The 22,926-nt window shown below is 65.9% G+C and carries 12 protein-coding genes; all 12 read left to right on the top strand.

The window, feature by feature from the left end:
• Positions 1-11: 11 nt before the first annotated feature.
• The 12 genes from ACNR9O_RS09810 to ACNR9O_RS09755 all read left to right on the top strand — a co-directional run bounded on the left by ACNR9O_RS09810 (position 12) and on the right by ACNR9O_RS09755 (position 22,888).
• On the top strand, positions 12-419 hold the full coding sequence (locus tag ACNR9O_RS09810; RefSeq protein ID WP_473681067.1) for an ExbD/TolR family protein: 408 nt from the start codon (positions 12-14) through the stop codon (positions 417-419).
• A gap of 10 nt (positions 420-429) precedes the next feature.
• Positions 430-1,107 (top strand): energy transducer TonB family protein, encoded by a 678-nt coding sequence (locus ACNR9O_RS09805; protein ID WP_473681069.1) that lies wholly within the window; start codon positions 430-432, stop codon positions 1,105-1,107.
• A gap of 29 nt (positions 1,108-1,136) precedes the next feature.
• Positions 1,137-2,885 carry a putative porin gene (locus ACNR9O_RS09800; protein WP_473681071.1) on the top strand — a complete coding sequence of 583 codons (1,749 nt, stop codon included), beginning with the start codon at positions 1,137-1,139 and terminating at the stop codon, positions 2,883-2,885.
• Positions 2,886-2,896: 11 nt separating this feature from the next.
• Complete coding sequence (locus tag ACNR9O_RS09795) at positions 2,897-3,505, top strand: hypothetical protein (RefSeq protein WP_473681073.1); 609 nt, start codon at positions 2,897-2,899, stop codon at positions 3,503-3,505.
• Positions 3,502-3,858 (top strand): hypothetical protein, encoded by a 357-nt coding sequence (locus ACNR9O_RS09790; RefSeq protein WP_473681075.1) that lies wholly within the window; start codon positions 3,502-3,504, stop codon positions 3,856-3,858. The genes ACNR9O_RS09795 and ACNR9O_RS09790 overlap by 4 nt, the downstream gene beginning before the upstream one ends.
• 332 nt (positions 3,859-4,190) lie before the next feature.
• Positions 4,191-17,300, top strand: a complete 13,110-nt coding sequence (locus tag ACNR9O_RS09785) for a filamentous haemagglutinin family protein (RefSeq protein ID WP_473681077.1) — start codon at positions 4,191-4,193, stop codon at positions 17,298-17,300.
• 102 nt (positions 17,301-17,402) lie between these two features.
• Positions 17,403-17,810 (top strand): hypothetical protein, encoded by a 408-nt coding sequence (locus tag ACNR9O_RS09780; RefSeq protein ID WP_473681079.1) that lies wholly within the window; start codon positions 17,403-17,405, stop codon positions 17,808-17,810.
• A gap of 226 nt (positions 17,811-18,036) precedes the next feature.
• The gene (locus ACNR9O_RS09775; protein WP_473681081.1) at positions 18,037-19,314 is read left to right on the top strand and encodes a substrate-binding domain-containing protein; all 1,278 of its coding nucleotides are present in this window, start codon (positions 18,037-18,039) and stop codon (positions 19,312-19,314) included.
• A gap of 111 nt (positions 19,315-19,425) precedes the next feature.
• On the top strand, positions 19,426-20,766 hold the full coding sequence (locus ACNR9O_RS09770) for a substrate-binding domain-containing protein (protein WP_473681082.1): 1,341 nt from the start codon (positions 19,426-19,428) through the stop codon (positions 20,764-20,766).
• A 156-nt stretch (positions 20,767-20,922) separates the two neighbouring features.
• Entirely contained in the window at positions 20,923-21,303 is a 381-nt protein-coding gene (locus ACNR9O_RS09765) for a prepilin-type N-terminal cleavage/methylation domain-containing protein (protein ID WP_473681084.1), read from the top strand.
• The gene (locus tag ACNR9O_RS09760; protein WP_473688387.1) at positions 21,303-21,995 is read left to right on the top strand and encodes a prepilin-type N-terminal cleavage/methylation domain-containing protein; all 693 of its coding nucleotides are present in this window, start codon (positions 21,303-21,305) and stop codon (positions 21,993-21,995) included. Before ACNR9O_RS09765 ends, ACNR9O_RS09760 begins: the two co-directional genes overlap by 1 nt.
• The gene (locus ACNR9O_RS09755) at positions 21,992-22,888 is read left to right on the top strand and encodes a type II secretion system minor pseudopilin (RefSeq protein ID WP_473681086.1); all 897 of its coding nucleotides are present in this window, start codon (positions 21,992-21,994) and stop codon (positions 22,886-22,888) included. Before ACNR9O_RS09760 ends, ACNR9O_RS09755 begins: the two co-directional genes overlap by 4 nt.
• Positions 22,889-22,926: the final 38 nt, after the last annotated feature.

Below are 22,926 nucleotides of genomic sequence, written 5' to 3'. Positions count from 1 at the left end.
AGGGCGCCGCCATGCAGGTGCAGGACGACGACAAGCCCTACGACGACATCAACATCACGCCGATGCTCGACCTGGCGTACGTGCTGCTGGTGATCTTCATCATCATGACCACCGCTTCGGTGCAGGGCGTGAAGGTGAACCTGCCCAAGGCCAGCGCCTCGGTCAGCCTCGCCAAGCCGCAGACCAAGGCGATCACCGTGTCCGACAGCGGGCAGATTTTCCTCGACGCGTTCCCGGTGACCCTCGGCGAGCTGGAGGCGCGGCTGCGCACGCAGAAGGCGCTGACGCCGGACTTCCCGATCATCGTCAAGGGCGACGCCAACGTGCAGTACCAGAAGGTGGTCGACATCCTCGACCTGCTGCGCCGGCTGGATCTGTCGCAGGTCGGCCTGGTCACCGGCAAGGCGCAGGGCGGCTGACGAGAGCGCGATGAACGCATCCGAGCAAAGCCCCTACAAGCAGGGCCCGAAGCGGTGGCGCGGCCGTGTGATCGGCATCGCCGCGCTGCTGCTCGTCGGCGCGCTGGTGTGGCATTTCGCCGGGCACCAGGTGGGTGTGCGGCGCGAGGCGCCGCGCGTGCCGACCATCACGCCGCTGCCGCCGCCACCGCCGCCGCCGAAAGAAAAGCCGCCGGAGCCGAAGAAGGTCGAAGAGGTCAAGCAGGAGCTGCCCAAGCCGAACGAGCCGGCCAAGCCGGTGGAGGCGCCCAAGGCACCCGACGTGGCCAGGCAGGTGACCATCAACGGCCCGGCGCAGGCCGGCAACGACAGCTTCAACATCGGTGCGGGCGACGGTGGCGGCATGGTCGGCGCCGGCGGCGGCACCGGCGCGGGCGGTTCGTCGTACGAGCAGTACCTCGGCTACGCGCTGCAGCAGGCGATTCAGCGTGACGAGCGCACGCGCCGTCTCGTGTTCGAGGTGAAAGTCAGCCTGTGGATCGACGCCGGCGGCCGCATCACCCGCGCCGAAATGCTCACACCCAGCGGTACGCCGGCCACCGACGAGGCGCTGCTGGAGGTGCTGCGCGGCTTGAGCATCGACTCGCCCCCGCCGGCGCGCATGAGCATGCCGATCCGCGCCTCCATCCGCGGCAGGCGACCCGTATGAGCACGTCTTTTCTTTCTCCGGAGCACACCATGGATTCGAGGTTTTCCAAGCAACCGCAGCGCCGCCGTGCCCTGTGCCTGGCGATCGGACTGCTGCTGGCCGGTGGCGTTCCGGCTGCCTTCGCGCAGAACGCCGCGCCATCGTCCAACGCCACCATCAACCTGATTCGCCTGATGGTGAAGAAGGGCCTGATCACCCAGGCGGATGCCGATGGCTTGATCGCGCAGGCCAATGCCGAAGCCGCGCAGGCGCAGAAGGCGCAGGCCTCGCAGACGGTGGCCGCCAACGATGGTGCGCAGCCCGGCGACGTGCGCGTGCCCTACGTGCCGCAGAGTGTGCGCAACGAGATCCGCGAGCAGGTCAAGCAGGAAGTCATTGCGCAGGCACGCAGCGAGCATTGGGCGCAGCCGGATGCGCTGCCGGAATGGCTGGACCGCATCACGTGGTCCGGCGACCTGCGCGTACGCGACGAATCATGGCTGTACAGTCGCGGCAACTCGCCTTACTTCATCGATTACGGTGCCTTTAATCGCACCGGTCCGTTCGACGTGAACCAGATCGGGCGCGGCGTGAATCCGCCCATCCTCAATTCGCAGCAGAATCGCCAGAACATCCTGGACATGCAGGCGCACCTCGCGCTGACCGCCAAGCTGGGCGATACCGTCACCGCTGGCGTGCGTATCGGTTCGGGCAACGACAACAACCCGGTCTCCACCACGCAGGCACTGGGCGGTGGCCTGATTAAGAAGAATTTGTGGCTGGATCGCGCTTGGCTGCGCTGGCAGCCGATCGCATGGGGTTCGCTCACGTTCGGCCGCATGGCCAATCCGTTTTTCGTCACGGATCTGATCTATTCGCCGGAACTGAACTTCGACGGCATCGCCGCGCAGGGCCGCTGGAAGCTGGCTGACAGCCTGGAGGGTTTCGCCAACGGTGGCATGTTTCCGATCCAGCTTACTGGCAACGACACGCCTTCGCAGGCTCTGGGCTATCAGAAGAACCACAGCAACCAGCGCTGGCTTTCCGCGTTGCAGCTGGGCGCGCGCTGGAACATCGACGAGGACACCCATTGGAGCGCGGCGCTGGCCTATTACTACTACGACGGCATGCGTGGCCGGCTGTCGGCGCCGTGCTTGATCTATACAGGCGTCAACTTCTGCAGCACTGACGACATGGCGCCGGCGTACATGCAGAAGGGAAACACCGTGTTCCTGCTGCGCAACATCGTGCCGGACCCGTCGTCGCCGGGTAACTACGCGCAGCCGCAGCTGGTGGGCCTGGCTTACGACTACCATTTGCTGAATCTCACCAGTCAGTTCGATTTCGCCGTCGGCAGCACGCCGATGCGCGTGCAGGCGGACTACGTGCGCAACACCGCGTACCACGCACGCGACGCATTCACTCGCTATCCGAACGGTCTCGGCCAGCCGGTCAACAACTACGAAGCGGCCACCTCGGCGAACGAGAACGGCCCCTACAAGAGCGGCCCGGTGGGCTGGCTGGTGCGCGGGATCATCGGCAATCCGAGCCCGATGAAGGCCAACGACTGGAACGTCACCTTCGGGTACAAGTACCTGCAGCCCGACGCCGTGCTCGACGGCCTGACCGATCCGAACTTCCACCTGGGCGGCACCAATGCCAAGGGCTTCATCGTCAGCGCCGATTACGGCATTGCCGAGCGCACCTGGTTCTCCGCGCGCTATTTCAATGCCAAGCAGGTGTTCGGCCCGCCGCTGTCGATCGACGTCGTGCAGCTGGAAATCAACAGCAAGTTCTGAGGGAGTCGCGCATGAAGACTTTGATGAGCGCGAGCGTGGCCGTGGCGGCGCTGGTGCTGGCCCAGGCGGCCTCGGCGCAGAGCCTGGAAGAACAGCTGCGCACCCAGCTGCGCGACGCGCGCAGCCAGGTGCAGGAACTGCAAGGCGAGCAGGCGGCGTGGAAATCGCAGAAGGCCGGCCTGGAGAACGAACGCGACCAGGCACGCAAAGCGCTGGAGCAGGCACAGGCGGAGCTTGCTCGCGCACGGGGTTCCAACGGCGCCGTAGTCGCTGAAAAAAATGCCCGGCAGCAGGCAGAAGCCGCGCTGCAACAGGCGCGCCATGAAAACACCGAGGCGACGGCCAGGCTGCAGGAGCAGCAGAAGCTCGGCGGCAATCTGCAAACCCAGCTCGACGAGGCGCGCCAGGCCATCGGCACCTGCAGCGCGCGCAACCAGCGGTTGTACGAGGTGAGCCAGGAAATCCTGAGCGCCTACGAGCACGTGGACATGGGCACGGTCATTGGCGCGCGCCAGCCGTTCGCCGCGGCCGCGCGGGTGAAGCTGGAGAACGCGGCGCAGGCCTACGGCGACAAGTTGTACGAGCAGCGCTTCGTGGCGCCGGCAGGACAGCAGCCGTGAACGCCGCGGCGGCCCGCGTGCTCGGCGCGTGGTGCTGCCTGGCCGCAGTCGATGCCTGGGCGCAGCAGGCGCCGCCGCAAAGCTGCGTGGACGTGAGCGTCAATCAGCATGCGGTGCTCGCGTACGACTGCCTCAGCCGGCAGCTGGGCGACGATGGCGTCAAGCGTGCAGGATCGCCGCCGCCCCTGCTGGATCCGGTGGTGGGCGAGCCGTCCAACCGACAGGTGGGGCAGTACAACGCGGCGGCGCTGGAACATCGGATGGGCTCCAATCTGGGGCGCAGCGTGCAGCCGCAGCGGCCGGCGCCGACGTATCCGCAGTTGTTGCCGCCGGGGGCAGTCGGTGGCCATTAGAAGCGTTGGAGATTGGAGTCCTTCTCCCCTCCGGGGAGAAGGTGCCGGCAGGCGGATGAGGGGCGGGTGCTCGCGGAAGAAGCTCTACGAAGCGAGGCGTGCTTCGGCGTTCCCGCTTCTACGCTCCGCCCGGCCCCTCACCCCAACCCTCTCCCCGCAGGGGAGAGGGAGCTGTGTTGCGTGGCTCGTGACGCTCTTATTTCACCCGGTTCGCAAAAGCCGCCATCCCCATGAACTTTCCATGACACCAGTTCAGTCCTTCAGCTCCCTGAAGGTCTAACCGGAAGAAGCCGCGGCCCGGCGCCGCGCGACAAAGCTAACGAGGCAAACGCGTGATCAAGGCGGTCGATTCGGCGAAGACATCCGGCACAAACCGACGCAGCGTCCCCGGACGCCGCCCGCTGGCGCAATGGATCGCCGCGGCGCTGGCGATGGGCGCAGCGATGCAGGCGCATGCAGGCAATGCGCCGGTGATGAGCCAGGCCTGGCTCGCCGCGCAGCGCGGGCAGCCCGGCACCTCGGCAGCGGGCAACGTCACCACGCCGGTGCCGAACAACCTCGCGGTGCAGAACGCGCCACAGTTGCTGCAGCAGCGCGTGGTGCAGCAGTCCATCGCCAACCTCAACCAGGCCGCGCAGGCCGTCGCCGCGCAGCTGAGCGCGCAACAGGCCGCGCAGCAGGCGGCGCAGCAACTCACCTCGCCCGTGCCGGACGGCATCGCCGCGGGCGGCCTGCAGGTCGCCGCCGACGTGGTGCGCAATCCCGCGCTGTGGCAGAACGCCAACGCACCGGTACAGACCGCCGCCGCCGGCAAGACCACAGTGGAGGTGAAGCAGACCGCAGCCAAGGCCATCCTCACCTGGGACAGCTTCAACGTCGGCCGCAACACCACGCTGTACTTCAACCAGAGCGGCGGCAACCAGTCCAGCGGCAGCAACGACTGGATCGCGCTCAACCGCATCAACGATCCCAGCGGCGCGCCCAGCCAGATCTTCGGCAAGATCAAGGCCGAGGGCTCGGTCTATCTCATCAACCGCAACGGCATCCTGTTCGGTGCGGGCAGCCAGGTGAATACGCATTCGCTGCTGGCCAGTTCGTTGAGTTTGTTCAGTAATGATGTGGCGACGAGTAATGCGCGGTTTCTCAAGGGGGGTATCGCGGATAAGGCGTCCACGACCGGCCTGCTGGTCGATGGCGTGTTCGCGGACGGGCGCCGCCACGATGTGGTGATCGAGAAGGGCGCCAGCATCACGACCGGCAAGCAGGGCTTCGCGCTGGTCGCGGCGCCTCACGTATCCAACGCGGGCGCGATCGTGGCGGACGACGGCCAGGGGATCCTGGCCGGTGGCGTCGGTTTCTACAATCCGGCTGGCGCGGACGGAAATGCTGGCGCCCTGCAGGTCGCCGGCTTGAACGACGGCCTGCAGATGGACGGCGCCAAGGGCGACGTCGTCAACACGGGACTCGTCCAGGCCCGCCGCGGCAGCGTGCAGATGATCGGCCACGACGTGACACAGGCCGGCGTCGCGCTGGCTTCGACCAGCGTGGCTTTCCCGGGCAGCATCACCCTCGATGCGCGCGACCAGGCCAACGGCAACGGTGGCAGTCTGGGCTTCACCCGTGGCGGCGCGCTGGTGCTCGCGCCGGGTTCGGTGACAACCGTGCTGCCGGAAAAGGACGGGACCACGACCTCGTCGAGCGCGGCGGCCGATGCGGCGTTCAAGGGCAGCACCCTGTCGCTGCAAGGCGCGACGGTCAACCTGCAATCCGATTCGCTGCTGGAGGCGCCGGCCGCCACGCTGGTCATCGCCGGCCATGCCTATGCGGGCGACACTTCGCCGACCGCGGGCCGCGTCTATGTCGACAACGGCGCCGTCATCGACGTCTCCGGCCTCGCCAATGTCGCTCTGCCGATGTCGGCGCTGCTGGTCAATGTCTCGCGCATCGGCCAGAACGAACTGGCCAATTCGCCGCTGCTGCGCAATGGCTTCCTCTACACCCAGAAGAACGTGGCTGTGGACAGCACACAGAGCGGTACGCGTGCGGACGGCCTCGACTGGGTAGGTAGCCCCATCCTCAATGTCGCCGGCTACGTGGACAACGTGCCGCGCGGGGTCGAGCAGCTGATGACCAAGGGCGGCAATGTGTCCTTGTACGGCAGCGAGGTAGTCCTGCGTTCCGGTTCGCAACTGAACCTGGACGGTGGTTTCCTCGCGTACCAAGCTGGCTGGATCACGACGCCCAATCTGTTGGGCGCCAACGGCCGCGTGTACGACATCGGCACAGCCGATCCTGACATGACTTATGTCGGTTTCGCCGGCCGATACACGCAGGACCATGCGCGCTGGGGTATTAGCCAGACCTATAACAACGGCATGTTGGCCGGCTCGACGCGGTGGGACCCGGGTTTCGTGGCAGGCGGCGATGCCGGCACGTTGCAGGTACAGGCCTCGCGTGCGCTGGTGATGGATGGCGAGGTGTCGGCACAGGCTTTCGCCGGCCGCAACCAGGTGGAGCAAGGCAAGCAGCCCGATGGCGGCAACTTCTTGTTCAGCCTGCCACCGGTCCTTGCGGGCGATGTGCGCATTAACTACGCGCCAGGCATCCTGTTGCAGCAATCCACGCTGGTGCTGGACAAGCTGGTGCCGGACTTCGATGCCGATACGGTCTGGGACACGGTCGTTTCGGCTCAGCCCGCAGATGTCAGTCGCGATGCCGATTTGCGCTGGTGGCTGCCGATTTCGACGGGGATGCTGAGCGACGCTGGCTTCGCCAGTGTGAAGTTGTCCACGAGCGATCGCGGTTCGAGGATCCTGCAACAGGCAGGCAGCACTCTCGAGGTGCGACCTGGCGGCAGCGTGTCGCTGGATGCCAGTCGCATCTCCGTGCTTGGCGATATCCGCGCCCCCGCGGGAGCGATCAACATCACGTCGACTGTCATAGGCAGCGACACGCCGGTCATGCGGTCAGAGGATGGCAGCATGCTGCGCTCCGACATCACCATCGGCGCTGGCGCGACGCTCAGCACGCGCGGCCTATGGGTGAACGACAGCGGGCTGGCGGCGGACCGGCGTGTAGGCGACAGCTATATCGACGGCGGCAAGATCACATTGACAGCAAATGCCCTTGTCGGGCCGAACAGTTCGGACAGCACGGGCTCCGTTCTGCTCAATGCGGGAAGTACGCTGGATGTATCCGGCGGCGGCTATGTCGGTGCCGATGCCAACGTGCAGACTAAGAACGGCATTCCCACCGGCCGCGGCGGCGATATCAGCCTCGCCACCTACGACAACGTGACATCCGAGTTCCCGCAAGTCAGCTCGCTGAACAGCGGCTCGCTACAACTGGATGGCAGCTTGCTGGGTTACGGTTTCAGTGGTGGCGGCACGCTTTCCCTGCGGGCGAACTACATCCAGATCGGCGGCGATCGCACAGCGATGCCGATGGCCAATGGCCTGTACCTGGATCCTTCCTTCTTCGCCGGCAAGGGCTTCGACCAGTACAAGCTCACGGCCATCACCGACGGCATCGTAGCCCCGGATACGCAGGTGCGCGTCGCACGCAGCAACTTCCTGCCCGACTATCAAGCGCTGCTGACTGCGCCGACAGGTACGGATCTCTATGCCGTCGACGCCGCGCATCCGCAGGGCATTTACGCTTCTGTGGGCGCGCTGGATGCCTACCATCGCTATGTTACCCGCGAGCCCGGCAACGGTTCCGGCTTCTCGCTCAGTGCCGGTCAGTACCTTGATTGGTTGATCGACCCGATGGATCCGTCCAAGGGCGCGCCCCAGTTCGCTGGCGTAAGCGGTTCGCTACGCGTCGGTGATGGCGCCGACATCGCCGTCGATGCCGGCGGCAGCATCACGCTTGCCGGTACGCAGGCGACCACGGTGTTGGGCACGCTGACGGCGCATGGCGGTACCGTCGATGTCTCGACTCGTGCCTTGACGCGTCCCGATGGTCTGCCGTCGCTGGCGCAGCGCGTATGGCTGGGCGAGTCGTCCGTGCTGGACGCTTCCGGCATTGCGTTGGTCGATCCCTGGGCCGCTGCCGTGGCCGGCGCGGACGGCACGCCGCAGATACCGCGCACGGGCATCGTGCTGGATGGCGGCGCCGTTTCGTTGAAGGGACGCGGCGGCTACGTCGTGGCGGAGCAGGGCAGCCGTGTCGATGTCTCCGGTGCAGCGGACAACTTCCAGTTGCCGACGAAGCAGCCGGCGGGTATGGGCAATGCCACGTCCTATCTCGGCACGCCGGTATGGAGCGATGCGGGCAGTATCACTCTCGGCGCGTCGGCAGGCCTGTACTTCGATGGACAATTGCAGGCCTCCGGCGGTGCGGCGCAAGCGAATGGAGGCACGCTTAATCTGCTTGGCTTGAGAAACCGGTCAACCCTGTTGACTGCGCCGAGCCCCACTGGCGTGCTGATCCAGCAATCGGGCCTGCTGTTACCTGCGGGCGCGCAGAGCGATGGCGCGGTGGAAGCCGGCACGCCGTCCGGTGTACTGCACTTCGCTGCGGACCGGCTCAATGGCTCGGGCGTTAGCACACTGGCGATCGGGCTCGCCCCATCAACGCTCGCTACGGATGACGCCACGGTGGTGCCGCTGGGTTTCGCCGGCGACGTGAATCTCTCGTTCGGCCGCGCCTTCATCGCCAACACGACGGCGATCCAGGCCCTGCCCGCGGATGCCACCACCATGGCGAAGTCCGCTGGCGCCTACGCAAGCGGTAACGGCCAGATCAGCATCAAGGCGCCGTACGTGAGCCTCACCGGCGGAGTGACGCCGACGGCGGCGCCGGTCGCCATGGCCGGCGACGGCAAGTTGTCGGTGCAGGCTAACTACATCGACATGGGCGGCTGGCTGAATCTGCAGCGCTGGGCAGAAGCGGATTTTGAGTCCGCATCCGATATCCGTTTCCAGGCGCCCGTGCTGCTTGCCTACGCCAACGGCAAGCCGCAGCCTGGCATGCTTTTCAGCACCGGCAATCTCACGTTCAAGGCCGCCCAGCTGTATCCGGGCACGGACTACCGCTTCGCCATCATCGCCAACGGTTCGGGCCTGACCGACGCCAACGGCCATGCGCTGAGCACGACGCTCAGCATCCTGCCCAATGGCGGCAGCGCCACGCCGCTGTCGGCCGGCGGCACGCTGCTGTTGAGCGCTGACCATATCGAGCAGCAGGGCACGGTGCGCGCGCCGTCCGGCAGCCTGGTACTGGGTGTGAGCGATGCGGCCGCGCAGGCGGCGGCATTCGGCGTCGATCCCAAGCTGTTCCCGTTGGCCATCACCCAATCCGTGCACCTGGCGTCCGGTAGCCTGACCTCCGTGTCGCTGGGCAACATCACCGTGCCCTACGGCAGCACCATCGACGGCGTGCAATGGCGCTACGACGCCGATCCGTTCGTCGGTTCGCCGGATCTCACCGCACCGCCCTCCAAGCAGATCGCACTCAACGGCGCCAACTTGGCGCTCGATGCCGGCGCGGGCATCGACCTTTCCGGTGGCGGCCACCTGCAGGCGGCCGAGTGGGTTGCCGGCACCGGCGGCACGCGCGACGTGCTGGCGCAGTACGGCACCAGCTATCAGAACGGCGCCACCGGCACCCAGGTGCCGCAGTACGCCGACGGTCGCGCGATCTACGCGATCCTGCCGGGCTACAGCGCGCCGGTGGCGGCGTACGATCCGGCGTTCGCCAAGCAGGGCGGCGACGGTCCGTCAGTGGGACAGTCTGTCTATCTGTCGGGCGCACCGGGCCTCGCGGCCGGCTATTACACGTTGCTGCCCGCGCGTTACGGGACGCTTCCGGGCGCGTACCGCGTGGTGCAGGACACCAACGCGCGCGACAGCGTGCTCGGCAGCAACACCGTGCAGCCGGACGGCACGCTGGCGATCGGCGGTTATTTCGCCGACGCACTGAGCGGTGCGCGCGATGCGCGCAACACGACCTTCCTGGTGCAATCGGGCAAGGTGTGGCAGCAGTACTCGCAGTACACCCTGAGCGACGCGGATACGTTTTTCGCCAAGCTCGCGCAGAAGGGCGGCAAGGTCGCGCCGGCGCTGGCGGCCGACGCCGGCCGCCTCACGCTGGCCGCGACCAGCACGCTGGATCTCGGCGCCACGCTGACGTCGGCGCCCGCCAAGGGCGGACGCGGCTCGCAAGTAGATATCGCGGCGCAGGCGATCCAGGTGGTCGGCGCCGATACCGCTGCGCGCGACGGTTATCTCACGCTGTCGGCCGATGGCCTGAGCACACTGGGCGCGGGCAGCCTGCTGCTCGGCGGCACGCGCCGGACGGGCGATGCCGGCGACTATGTCACCGCCGTCGCCGATAGCGTGGTGCTCGCCAACGATGCGGCACATCCGCTGCAAGGCGCGGAAATCCTGCTGGTCGCCAATGGCGGCCTGCGCACCGGCGCGCAGGGCGTGTCGCTGCAACAGGGCAGCGTGCTGCGCGCGACGGGGCAGGGCAGCGGTGCGGGCAGTCTGCCGCTGGTCTTCGGCGTGACAGCCGGTACGGATGCCAATGGGCAGCCGATAGCCGCGGTCAGCGGTGACGGCGCGCTGCTGCGCGTATCGCAGAACGGCGCGGCTAACGTCACGCGCAACAGCGTTTCGGCCAATCCGGGTGGTGTGCTGACAATCGCGGCGGGCGCTCGCGTCGATGGCGGCAGCGCGTTGACGCTGGACGCGACCGGCAGTACGTCGGTCGATGCGTCGAGCGCACTTTCCGCGCAGGCGATCGACGCCAGCAGCAATCGCATCACTTTCCTCGGCGATGGCGCCACGGCGCCGGCCGGCGCGAATGGTTTCGTCATCGGCCGCGACACGCTGAATCTGCTGCGCGGCGCGCAAAGCGTCACGCTGCGCAGCCGCGGCGACATGAACTTCCTCGGCAACGTGCGCTTCGACCTGGCGCACGACCTGAATCTCAGCGCCGGCACGTTCGCCAGCGACGGCGGCTCGGTGGATATCGAGGCCGGCAAGCTCGGCCTGTCCAACGATCTCGGCGCGGCGAACAGCACGTTCGCCGCCGGCACGGGGCAGTTCGCGGCGCATGCGAACGAAGTGGATTTCGGCGCCGGCACCACCGGCCTGCGCGGCTTCGGCGGTTTCTCGGCCAGTGCGACGCAGGGCATGCAGGGGCAGGGCACGGGGCGCTTCGACTTCGGCAGTCTCGATGTCAACCTCAGCACGCCGTGGCTGCTCGCCGCCGACGGCGCGGATACGCAGCTGGCCACTACCGGCGCGCTCACCATCGGCGGTACTGCCGGCGCGGTGCCGGCGGGCCATATGGGCGGCGCCTTGAGCCTCCAGGGCGGCAGCGTGTCGATCGGTACCGCCATCGCGGCGCCCGCGGGCAAGCTCGACGTGCGTGCCACCAGCGGCGATATCGCGATGACCGGCGGTGCGCTGCTGACGGTCGGCGGCGTCAACAAGACCTTCTTCGACACGACGACGTATGCGCAGGGCGGCACGCTGGCGCTGACCGCTGATCACGGCAACGTCAGTCTTGCCAATGGCGCCACGCTCGATTTCTCCGGCGCGGCGGCGGGCGGCGATGCGGGCAGCCTGGACCTCGAGGCGGGCAACGCGCTGGCGCTGGCGGGCACGCTGCGCGGACAGGCCAAGAGCGGTTACCGCGGCGGTTACCTCACGCTGGGTAGCGGCGCTTCCATGGACCTGGATGCCGCCGCAGGGATCGCGGCCGCCGCCGGGGCGACGGGCCTGTTCTCGCTGAGCACCGACGCCGGCGATTTGCACCTGTCGGCCGGCAACACGCTGCGTGCGCAGCGGGTTTATCTCGGCACGGGCGGAGGCGTCGTATCGATCGACGGCACCATCGACGCGTCGGCCAACGCGGGCAGCCGCATCGAGCTGTATGGCGAGCGCGGTGTCGATGTGACCGGCAGCCTGATCGCCACCAGCAGCATCCCCATGCAGCGCGGCGGCAGCGTGGTGATCGGCACCGGCGGCAAGAACGACGGCACGTTCAATGCCGACTACGGCTACCAGAACGTGCAGTACGCCGACTCCGGCTATATCCACTTCGGCCCGCAGGCGCGCATCGACGTGTCGGGTGGCTCGACCGACGCCTTCTCCGGTGGTTCAGTCAGCCTGCGCGCGCCGCTGCTCGCCGATGGCGACGTGCGCATCGTGCTGGACGGCGGCGGTGCGACCATCAAGGGCGCGCGCGTGGTCACGCTCGAGCCGTATGCGCGCTGGAGCACGGACGGCGGTTCCAGCGATGCGTCCAAGCGTTTCGACGGTCTGATCGATCCGGCCGGCTGGTGCGCCACCAATACCGTCGGCGGTACGCCGACGATGGTCGATGGCACGTGGACCGATGCCAGCGGCAATATCCTGGCGGCGCCGGCCGACGCCACACAGCTCAAGCAGTACCTGCAGAACAACTACTTCATCCCGAAGCAGATCAACACCGACCACGCCGGGTTCTATGGCTACATCGACGGCGATGTGAGCAAGGGGCCGGGCACGCTGATGCGCTACGTGGAGCAGCCGGGCTACAGTTTCGGCGGGCGCTACGCGGGCATCGCCAACCTGCAGCTGCGGCCAGGCATCGAGCTGGTCAATCCGACCGGCGGTACGCGAGGTGGCGATATCGCGGTACTGACCAACTGGAATCTCGGCGCCGGCACCACGCAGCCGGACGGCAGCATCGTGCTGGCTTATCGCTATCAGGGCATGGCGCCGATATTGACCGTGCGCGCGGCAGGTAACCTGGAGATCCAGGCAAGCATCACCGACGGCTTCTATCAGCAGAACAGCGGCGCGGCCCTGGCCGATCCGCCGGCACCGCCGCCGCCCCCGCCGCCGCCGGCCCCACCGGCCAGTGACAACGGCTACGCCGACGCGGTCGCCGCCTATACGGTTTCACAGAGCTTCCTGGATGCGAACGGGCTGTGGAACGGCTCGATCAATCTGGTGGACGGCCCGGCGTCGAAGGGCAAGACGCCGGGCGGCGGCACCGCGGACATCAGCCATGATCCGTATTACCAGCCGCTGCAGGCGCCGCTGAAGGATCAGACTGCCGCTTACTACAAAAACTATCAGGGCTACATCGGGGAGTTCGGCAACGGGACGACCGATACCTGGGTCAACTGGTTTCAGGATATCCAGACCAATGTCGGTTTCCTGGTCTACAACCCGACGCCGGTGGCGGAGCCGGCTCCCCAGCCGGCTGGCTTCGCGGCGTACAAGGACTATCTGAGTGCGTACGATGCCTGGTTGCAGCGGAACTACTACTTCGATATGTCCAAGCTTGGCAACACGCCGCCACCCGTGCTGTTGCCGATCGATGCGGACTACAGCGCCTATTCGGGCAACTACACGCTCTACCTCGGCGAGCACAACCAGTACGCCAACTACGTGTACGGATCGGTAGGCAACAACTTCTTCGGCACACAGCTGTTCTACGCTCCCTTCGCGCCGAAGGCGAATCCGATGGATCCACTGTATGGCCAGGCGCTTAGCGCCTACCAGACCTCGCAGGCATTCCTGGATGCGAACGGGCTGTGGAATGGCTCGATCAATCTGGTGGATGGACCGGCGAGACTGGGCAAGACGCCGGGCGGCGGTACCGCGGACATCAGCCACGATCCTTATTACCAGCCGCTGCAGGCGCCGTTGCCAGGGCAGTCGAAGAACTACTACGCCAACTACCAGGGATACATCAACGAATTCGGCAACGGGACGACCGATACCTGGGTCAACTGGTTTCAGGATATCCAGACCAATGTCGGTTTCCTGGTCTACAACCCGACGCCGGTGGCGGAGCCGGCTCCCCAGCCGGCTGGCTTCGCGGCGTACAAGGACTATGTGAGCGCGTACGATGCCTGGCTGCAGCGGAACTACTACTTCGATTTGTCCAAGCTTGGCAACACACCGCCACCCGTGCTGCTGCCGATCGACGCGGACTACAGCGCATACACCGCCAACTACACGCGCTATATCGTCGAGCACAACCAATACGCCAACTACGTCTACGGCTCGGTAGGCAATAACTTCTTCGGCTCCCAGCTGTTCTATGCGCCGTTCGTTCCCAAGAGCGATCCGGCGCAGCCGGATGGCGGTAATCCCGGTACCCCCAACCCGCCGACCACGGTGCCGGTGCCCGCGAGTGCGGCGAACAACAGTCCGTCCAATATGCCTTCGCTCGGCAGCCCTGCTTCGCTGGCTTCGGCGACCTTGCTTGGCGGGTCCAGCACGTCGTACCGGTTGGTGGCCGGCGCGCGCACCGATGCTACTGATCCGCTGGCGACGATGGCCGGCACGGGCGACGTGAACCTGTCAAACCATTTCGCCGTGGTCGATACGCTCACGGGACCGTCGAGCAAGACCAACGGCAAGGCCGTGTTGCTGCCCACCGTGGTGCGCACCGGCAGCGGCTCCATCGATATCGCCAGCGGCGGCGACCTGAACTGGCTGGATGCGGCAGCGCCCGCGGTGATCTATACGGCGGGCACGCCGGTCCAGGGCACCGCGACCGACACGAACGTATCGGTGATCCGGCCAAACTGGCTCACCAGCGCCCCCAATACGCCGTACATGCTGAGCACCGGCCAGGTGAATCCCGAGCATGGCGGCGACCTGACGCTCAATGCGCACGGCGATATCAATGCGATCCAGCAAGTGATCGATGCCGACGGCTCAGCCACGAAGGCGAAGGGCACCGACATCTCGCAATACTGGTGGCCGTGGATGCAGACCGCCAACGCGGCGGACGGCTCGGCTTCGTCGATCAACTTCGCCAATTTCGGGCAGGGCGTGATGAGTGCCGGCGGCGATGTGGCGGTGAGCGCCGGCGGCGATATCCACCAGCTTTCGGTCTCGCTGCCGACCACGTGGAGGGCGAACGCCGACGGCCAGAGCGTGACGACGTACGGCGGCGGCAACCTCGACGTGCGTGCGGGCGGCGATATCCTCAGCGGCACTTACTTCGTCGCCAAGGGGCAGGGAAACATCCAGGCTGGCGGTGCGATCGGTGCGGATTTCCGTTACACGGCGCCGGGTACGGGTCAGTACAATCCAAGCCAGTCCACCGCTGTCGCTAGCTTGTTTGCCTTGCAGGATGCCCGGCTCGATGTACGGGCGCGCGTTGGGGTGGATGTCGGCGGTGTCTACAATCCTTCGTATCTGTTGGCCGACCAGCTCGCGGGAGCTGCGACCGCATTTTTCCTCCCGGCAGGGCGAGGTGACGCACAGAGCTACAGTGCCTCTTCGGCGTTCGCCGCGGCGACGGCCGGTGGAAATCTCACCTTCGACAGCCTGCGGCTGCCTGGCGCGCTATTCGACTATGGCGATGCCGACAATGTCCAAAACCCAGGCGCCATCCTGCCCGCCACGTTGAGCCTGACGGCTTCGGCAGGCAATGTGGATATCCGCGGCGCCGGCGCGCTGTATCCCTCGGCCCAGGGGAATCTCACGGTGCTGGCCGGCCAGAACGTCCGGCTGAGCCAGCAGGTACTGACCATGCAGAGCGGCACGAGCACCTACGGTTTCGGCCTTATCGATGCGCCCGCCAGCGTGCTCCCCTCAGCGTTGCACCCGCAGGGAGACGAGTCGTTGGCGTCCAGCTACAGCTGGCTTTGGCTTTGGGGGTATCTCGACACCAATGGGGCTAACGCCCTGGTTCACGCCAAGACACCGCTGCATGCCGATGACGGGGCGCCGGTGCGCATATATGCACTGCAAGGCGACATTATCGACGGCATCTCGTCGCCTGCCGGCTTCCAATATCGTTCGCTGCAGCTGACGCCCGCAAAGCCTGCGCTGGTGCGCGCAGGCCGCGACATCGTCAATCTTTCGCTGCTCGGTCAGCACACTCACGATGCCGATGTCACGTTGGTTTCCGCTGGCCGCGACATCTACGATCTGCCGCTCAATAAAACCTTCCGCGTGAGTGATCCGACAGATCCCAGCGGCTATCAGCTCGCATCCGCCCTGCTGCTCGGCGGCCCCGGCAGTTTCCTGATCGAAGCGGGCCGCAATATCGGACCGCTGACCAACAAGAACGAAACCACCAGTACCCCCATTTTTCTGGGAGGTAGCAATACCGGCATCGATACGATCGGCAACCAGGTCAATCCTTACCTTCCGCATGCCAGCGCGGATATCAATCTGCTCTACGGCGTCGGCCCCGGCATCGCCACCGCCGATTTCATGGCGCATTACGTGGATGCCGCCGCCGCGGGCGTCGACAGCCTGATGCCCGATCTGGTGAGTTTCATGGAGCGCCGCGTCGCCGGCCGCGTGGTCGATACGGGATACGCGCAGGACAAGATCACGGCCCAGCTGACGGCAGCGGAAGCGCGCCGCCTGTTCGACCAGGAGCCGGACTACGTGCAGCGGCAGTTCGTCTCCGAGGCGTTGTTCAAGGTGCTGGCCCAGGTAGGCGCCGACTACAACGACAAGAACAGCCCGTACTTCGGCAAGTATGCGCGGGGCTACGCCGCGATCGATACGCTATTCCCGGCCGGTCTCGGTTACACGGCCAACGGTTCGGGCCAGGGTGGCCTGAATGGCGCGCAGGCCACGGTCGACACCGGCGATCTCGATCTGCGCGGCACCACCATCCAGACTCAGCAGGGTGGCAACATCACCATGCTCGCGCCCGGCGGCCAGGCGTTGCTGGGCAGCGCATCGGCGCCGCCGGTGATTACGGATAGCCAGGGCAAAGTACTGGCCGGACCCAACAGCATGGGCGTGCTCACGCTGGAGCAGGGCGACATCCGCATGTTCACCGATCGCAGCGTGCTGCTGGCGCAGAGCCGCATCTTTACCGAGCAGGGCGGCGATCTGGTGCTGTGGAGCTCCAATGGCGACATCAATGCCGGCCAGGGCGCCAAGACCACCACGGAGATCCCGCCGCCGACCTACCTGTGCACGATCGACGCCTGGTGCCGGCTCGATGCGCGCGGCCAGGTCAGCGGCGCGGGCATCGCGTCGCTGCAGAGCGTGCCGGATGCGCCGAGAGGCAACGTGTATCTGGTCGCTCCGCGCGGCACGGTCGATGCGGGCGATGCGGGCATCCGCGTATCGGGCAACCTGATCGTGGCGGCGGCACGCGTGGCCAATGCCGACAACATCCAGGTGCAGGGCGAGAAGATCGGCGTGCCGGTGACGCAGTCGGTCAACGTCGGCGCGCTCAACGCGGCGAGCGCCGCCGCCAGCGCGGTGACCAAGGCAGCCGAAGACATGGCGCGTCAGCAGCAGGACGACGCGCGCAGCAAGCTGCCTTCGGTCATTTCGGTGCAGGTGCTGAACGGCGACGGCAGCGCCAGCCTGGACAACGGCGGTGCTACGCCGCGCCGCTACGACCCGCGCAGCCCGGTGCAGGTGCTGGGCGGCGGCATGTTGAGTGCGCGGGCGCAGGAGCAGCTCACGCCGGACGAACGCAAGCGGCTTACCGAATAAGGCAGGTCGCTACCGTCATCGATAATCGGCGCTTTCTTTAATGAAAGTGCCATCGACGGTTTTGTCCGTAATTTACGGAAAATCCAATCGACAAGGAGTGCAATGACGGTGCATCAGCCTGGTCGTGGCAGGGCGGTGGCATTATCCGAGGCATTGCGTCAATTATTGGACGCGCGCCAGGAAAAGCTCGCCGAACGATTGATCGATCAATGCAGCCCCGAGCTGGTCCGGCAGATCATTGAATCGCCCATCGCGACGCTTAGCGTGCGTCTCTCTTATCTGTTGAAGGCACGCCTGCGCCGGCGTGTGTCCGCGGGCGATCGCGGCGTGCATAGCGCAGCGCCGCTTCTGGTGGGCGTTTTCAACGTCTGGTGCCGTGAAGGGCGGCGTGCCTCGGTGCGCAGTGTGCTGCGCGAACTCGGTGGTGCCGATTTGCGCGCGCTGCGCGAGGAGCGCGAGCTGGACCCTGAGGTGGTGTCGATGCTGAGCGAATTCGAGTCGCGCGCTTGAGCGCGTGTGGGTCGTGTGGATGGCGTGACGGCAATGTCTATTATGTATAGTCATGTTGCATTTGGATTATTTGGAAAATCCAAGTCATCGATAAGACATTTTCTAATACATCTGTTCTTAATCGATGCGTCATTGCTGGCCTGTACAAAAACGGCGGCCTCCGCTCCGGAGGTATTTTCCAAAGTAGGGGTAAGTCATGATCTTCGGTACCAATGGAAATAACCGCATGACCAAGCTCGCGGGCGCCCTCGTGCTGACCCTCGTCGCCGCCTCCTCGGCCCACGCCGCCATCCAGGTCGGCGGCGGCGCGACGCTGCCGGCCCTCGGTTATGTCGGCAACGTGACGCATCGCCTGAACAGCGCGCCGACCAGCACCTCCCTGTTCGGTGCGTACAAGACCGTGTTCGCCAACAGCGGCGCTTCGTACTGCCAGACCGGCAGCGGCGCCGGCAAGAACATCCTCGCCGGCGTGAGCGGCACCAACGTGCAGAACGGTTGCCCGGACGGCTCCGCGACGCCGACCGGCTTCGGCGCCACCACCGTGGGCCGCACCACCCTGACCCAGCCTGACTTCGCGGCTTCCGATTCGCCGCTGTCGACGAGCGATTACAACAACTATGTGGCCAACCGTGGCGTCAGCCGTCCGCTGCAGTTCCCGGCGGTCGCCGGCGGCATCGCCGTCGTTTATCGCAACGATAAGTCGACCACGAAGCTGAACCTGAGCACGGCGCAGGTCTGCGGCATCTTCAGCGGCGCCATCACCACGTGGAGCGCGCTGGGCCAGCCGTTGCCGGCTTCCGGCAACGACACGCTGCAGGTGGTCTATCGCTCGGACGGCAGCGGCACCAGCTTCGGCCTCAGCAACTTCCTCTCGGCCAATTGCCCGGCCGATGCGGCCGGCCATCACTTCATCACCGACCAGGCGTTCTCCAACGCCGTGTCGCAGTACGGCCTGCCGAGCAGCACCTGGAGCGGCCAGAGCGGCAACGCCAATGTGGTCAACGCGATCGTCAACGGCACCACCGACGGTTTCATCGGTTATGCCGAAGCCGCCAATGCGCTGGCCGTGGCCGGCAACATGGCGACGGTGAACGGCAAGAGCCCGACCGCCGACCTGGGCGATGCGACCAACCACCAGCTGGCGATCAGCAGCAGCGACGTGGTCTACAACAATGCCATCTCCGGCGTGGACAGCAATGGCCGTCCGATCGTCTCCCCTATCTCCGGTGCGCCGAGCACCAGCTGCATCGCGCTGGTGAAGCCGGACTCGTACGCCACGCTGTCCTCGACGGTGTCGGGCTATCCGATCGTCGCCGTGTCCTACCTGCTGGGCAACAGCCAGGGCAACGGTACGGACGCCACCGACGTGCGCAACCTGCTGGGCGCTCCGTACAACGCCTCGGTCGTCGCGGCCACCAAGACCATCGGCGTCAACAAGGGCCTGGTGTTCCTGAGCGGCTCGCCGATCTCGCAGACCCAGATCAACGGCTGCGTCATCAACTGATCCATCGCCATCGGTTCCACCTGCCGTGGAACGCGCGGGAGAGGCATGCCTCTCCCGCGTTTTTGCGATGGCAATTTGTCCCTTACAAACATCCAGAAGGGGAGGGTGAGCATGAATGCCAATTCAAATAAACATGGTCGTTCAATAATGTTGGGTGCCGCCCTGCTGGCAGGGTTTGTTGCCCCTGCGGTTCAGGCCGCCATCCAGGTCGGTGGCGGCTCCACGCTGCCTACCCTCGGTTATGTTGGCAATAGGAACGGCGATGTGAACGGCAATATAAACCATCGATTGAACAGCGCGCCGACTAGTACCTCTCTGTTCGGTGCGTACAAGACGGTGTTCGCCAACAGCGGTGTTTCGTACTGCCAGACCGGCAGCGGCATGGGCAAAAACATCCTCGCCGGCGTGAGCGGAACCAATGTGCAGAACGGTTGCCCGGATGGCTCCACGGCGCCGACCGGTTTCGGCGCTACCGCCGTCGGCCGCACCACCCTGGCCCAGCCGAACTTCGCGGCTTCCGATTCGCCGCTTCGGACGATCGACTACAACAACTATGTGGCCAACCGCGGCGCCAGCCGTCCGCTGCAGTTCCCGGCGGTCGCCGGCAGCATCGCTATCCTGTACCGCAATGACAATTCGACGGTGACGCTGGACCTGACCACGGCTCAGGTCTGCGGCATCTTCAACGGCACCATCACCACGTGGAGTGCGCTGGGCCAGCCGCTGCCGGCTTCAGGCGTCGATGCTTTGCAAGTGATCTACCGCTCTGATGGCAGCGGTACCAGCTTCGGCCTCAGCAACTTCCTGTCTTTCAACTGCCCGGCCGATGCGTACGGCCATCACTTCATCACGGACCAGGACTTTTCCATAGCCGTGTCGCAGTATGGCATGCCTGGCACAAATTGGATCGGCTACAGCGGCAACGCAAACGTTGCCGAGGCGATTGTCAACGGCACGACCGATGGCTTCATCGGTTATGCCGAGGCAGCTAACGGATTGGCTGTGGCCGGCTATATGGCGACAGTGAATCGCAAGAGCCCGACCACCGACCTGGGCGATGCGACCAGGCACAAGCTGACCATCAACAGCTCCGACGTGGTCTACAACAGCGCCATCTCCGGTGTGGACAGCAGGGGCCGTCCGATCGTCAGCCCGATCACCGGCGCGCCGAGCACCAGCTGCATCGCGCTGGTAAAGCCGGATTCGTACGCCACGCTGTCCCCGGCGGTGTCTGGCTACCCGATCGTCGCCGTGTCCTACCTGCTGGGCAACAGCCAGGGTAACGGTACGGACGCCGTCGACGTGCGCAACCTGTTGGGCGCGCCGTACAACGCTTCGATTGTCGCCGCCACCAAGACCATCGGCAATTACAAAGGCTCGGCGTTCCTGGTGTTCCCGGACGGGTCTCCGCTGTTCACTCAGTCACAGATCGACAGCTGCGTCATCAACTGATTCATCGCAAAGGTTTCCATCTGGAACGCGCGGGAGAGGCTCGCCTCTTCCGCGTTTTGATGTGTCTGGCTGTCACGAAAGCGGGATAGCGTTGAGCACATGACGAGCAGAGTTGCCGGATTGGGACGCCGGAAACGCGGTCCTGGCGCCAGGGCCGTGCGAGGCTTCAGCCTGCTCGAAACCATCGCCGCGATCCTGCTGCTCGCCATCGCCGTCGCCGCTCTGACGCGCGTAGCCAGCGCTTCGCTCAACCTCACCGACAAGCTCGGGCAGACGACGCGGGCGGACATGCTTGCGCAAGGCAAGCTCGATGGCCTTGGCATCGCGGAACCGCTACGTCCGGGTGAGTACGACGGGATGTTCGATCGCGACTATCGCTGGCATCTGCGCATTGCGCCTTGGCAAGACGATGACCTGCCAAAGGACAGTGGCCTGGCGCTGTATCGCGTGGAGCTTCACGTGAGCTGGGGCGACACGCGGCGCCCGCGCGAAATGAAATATGTGACGCTGCGGGCGCAGCCTCGGAAGCTACCGTGATGCGCCGCTGGCGAGCGAAGGGTTTCAGCCTGCTCGAAGTGCTCAGCGCGCTGGCGTTGCTCAGCCTGCTTCTGCTTGGGGTCTTCTATGGCATCCGCACGGCGACCCATTCGGTCAACAGCGGATCGGCCGCGATGGAGCGCAACGATCAGGCGCGCTCGCTGCAGCAGTTCCTGCGTCGTGACTTGTTGCAGGCACGGGCGATACCGTGGCGGAAGGACGCGCGAGACAATGGCATCGTGTTCGAGGGCGAGCCTCGGCGCATGCGTTTCGTCGCGCCGTTGCCGGGCTATCTCGATCGCAACGGGCCGCAGTTGCAGACACTGACCCTGGTGGACGATGGCAAGGGGCGGCTGAAACTTGAACTGGGCAGCGCGCCGATGACGGCGGGCGGAGCGGGTGTGAATGTCGAGCCGGAGATGCTTATTGCGGGCCTCGCCGAAGGGCGGTTCCGCTACTACGGCCGCGAACGAGAGGGCTTGGAGGCGCGGTGGCGCGATCGATGGGACATCGTCGAGCGCATGCCGGAGCTGGTCAGTATCGAGCTGGATCGCGATAGCGCCGATCGCGGGGAGCGAAACGGGGAGGGCATGACAGCCTGGCTTTGGTTGCAGGCACCGATTCGCCAGGACCCCGATGCGATCAATGTGGGTGCGTTGGCGAAGGCGCTGCCAGGAGCGCCGAAACGATGAGCGGCATCAATGCCACGATGCGATACCGTCAGCGAGGCATCGCCCTGCTGGTGGTGCTGTGGGCGTGCACCTTGCTGGCGATCCTGCTCGGCGGCTTCGCCACGCTCGCGCGTACGGAATCCATCCAGACCCGTTACTTGTCCAGTCGCGTGCAGTTGCGCTACCTGGCCGAGGCCGGCGTGATGCGGGCGCTCGCCGAATGCACGGGCGCCAAAGGTGGGCGATGGGTCGGCGATGGCCGGCCCTACACCTTGCGCATCGACGGTCACGAGGTGGACATCCGCCTCCAAGACGAACTCGGCAAGGTGGACATCAATGCCGCCGATGCTGCGTCGCTGCAGCGCTTGTTCGTGGCAGCGGGCGAGGTCGACGCATCGGCCGCGCAGCTGGCGGCGAACATCCTCCAGTGGCGCGCTCCCTCCGACGCGAACACCTTCGGCGAGCAGGGCGGAAAACGCGACGCCGAACTATCGAGCGGTCCGCGCTACCGCGAGTTCGAAACGCCGGAGCAATTGCAAATGGTGTCGGGCTTGACCCCGGCCCTTTACCGCAAGGTGGCGTCGGCGATCACCGTGTGGTCGAGCCGCCCACAACCGACGCCCGCTTTGGCGTCGCCACTGGCGCTGGCCAGCTTGTCGAATATGGACATGGCCAGGGCGGAGCGGTACGTGGCCCAGCGCATACTCACGGATACACACACACCGCCGCCGGTCCTGCCGAATGGACAGGCGCCGGGCACGTGGCGCGGCGGGCCGGCGAGGACCGTCGTTGCGTCGGCGGTGGATCGCGAGGGCACGAAGGCGCAGGTGTCAGTGACGTTCCGTTTGACCCCGGAACAGGGCGGCATGGGCTACAGCGTGCTGCGCTGGCAGGAAGACGGCGTGGATGAGTAACTTCATCAAAATGGGTCAAGCCATGCAGCGGCGGAGTC

This window comes from Dyella sp. CR10 (genome assembly GCF_055814425.1).
This window is presented reverse-complemented; position numbering and strand designations above follow the sequence as displayed.

Coding starts and splice junctions, on each gene's coding strand:
- ACNR9O_RS09810 (WP_473681067.1), top strand. CDS start 12: ATGCAGGTGCAGGACGACGACAAGCCCTACGACGACATCAACATCACG.
- ACNR9O_RS09805 (WP_473681069.1), top strand. CDS start 430: ATGAACGCATCCGAGCAAAGCCCCTACAAGCAGGGCCCGAAGCGGTGG.
- ACNR9O_RS09800 (WP_473681071.1), top strand. CDS start 1,137: ATGGATTCGAGGTTTTCCAAGCAACCGCAGCGCCGCCGTGCCCTGTGC.
- ACNR9O_RS09795 (WP_473681073.1), top strand. CDS start 2,897: ATGAAGACTTTGATGAGCGCGAGCGTGGCCGTGGCGGCGCTGGTGCTG.
- ACNR9O_RS09780 (WP_473681079.1), top strand. CDS start 17,403: ATGACGGTGCATCAGCCTGGTCGTGGCAGGGCGGTGGCATTATCCGAG.
- ACNR9O_RS09775 (WP_473681081.1), top strand. CDS start 18,037: ATGACCAAGCTCGCGGGCGCCCTCGTGCTGACCCTCGTCGCCGCCTCC.
- ACNR9O_RS09770 (WP_473681082.1), top strand. CDS start 19,426: ATGAATGCCAATTCAAATAAACATGGTCGTTCAATAATGTTGGGTGCC.
- ACNR9O_RS09760 (WP_473688387.1), top strand. CDS start 21,303: ATGCGCCGCTGGCGAGCGAAGGGTTTCAGCCTGCTCGAAGTGCTCAGC.
- ACNR9O_RS09755 (WP_473681086.1), top strand. CDS start 21,992: ATGAGCGGCATCAATGCCACGATGCGATACCGTCAGCGAGGCATCGCC.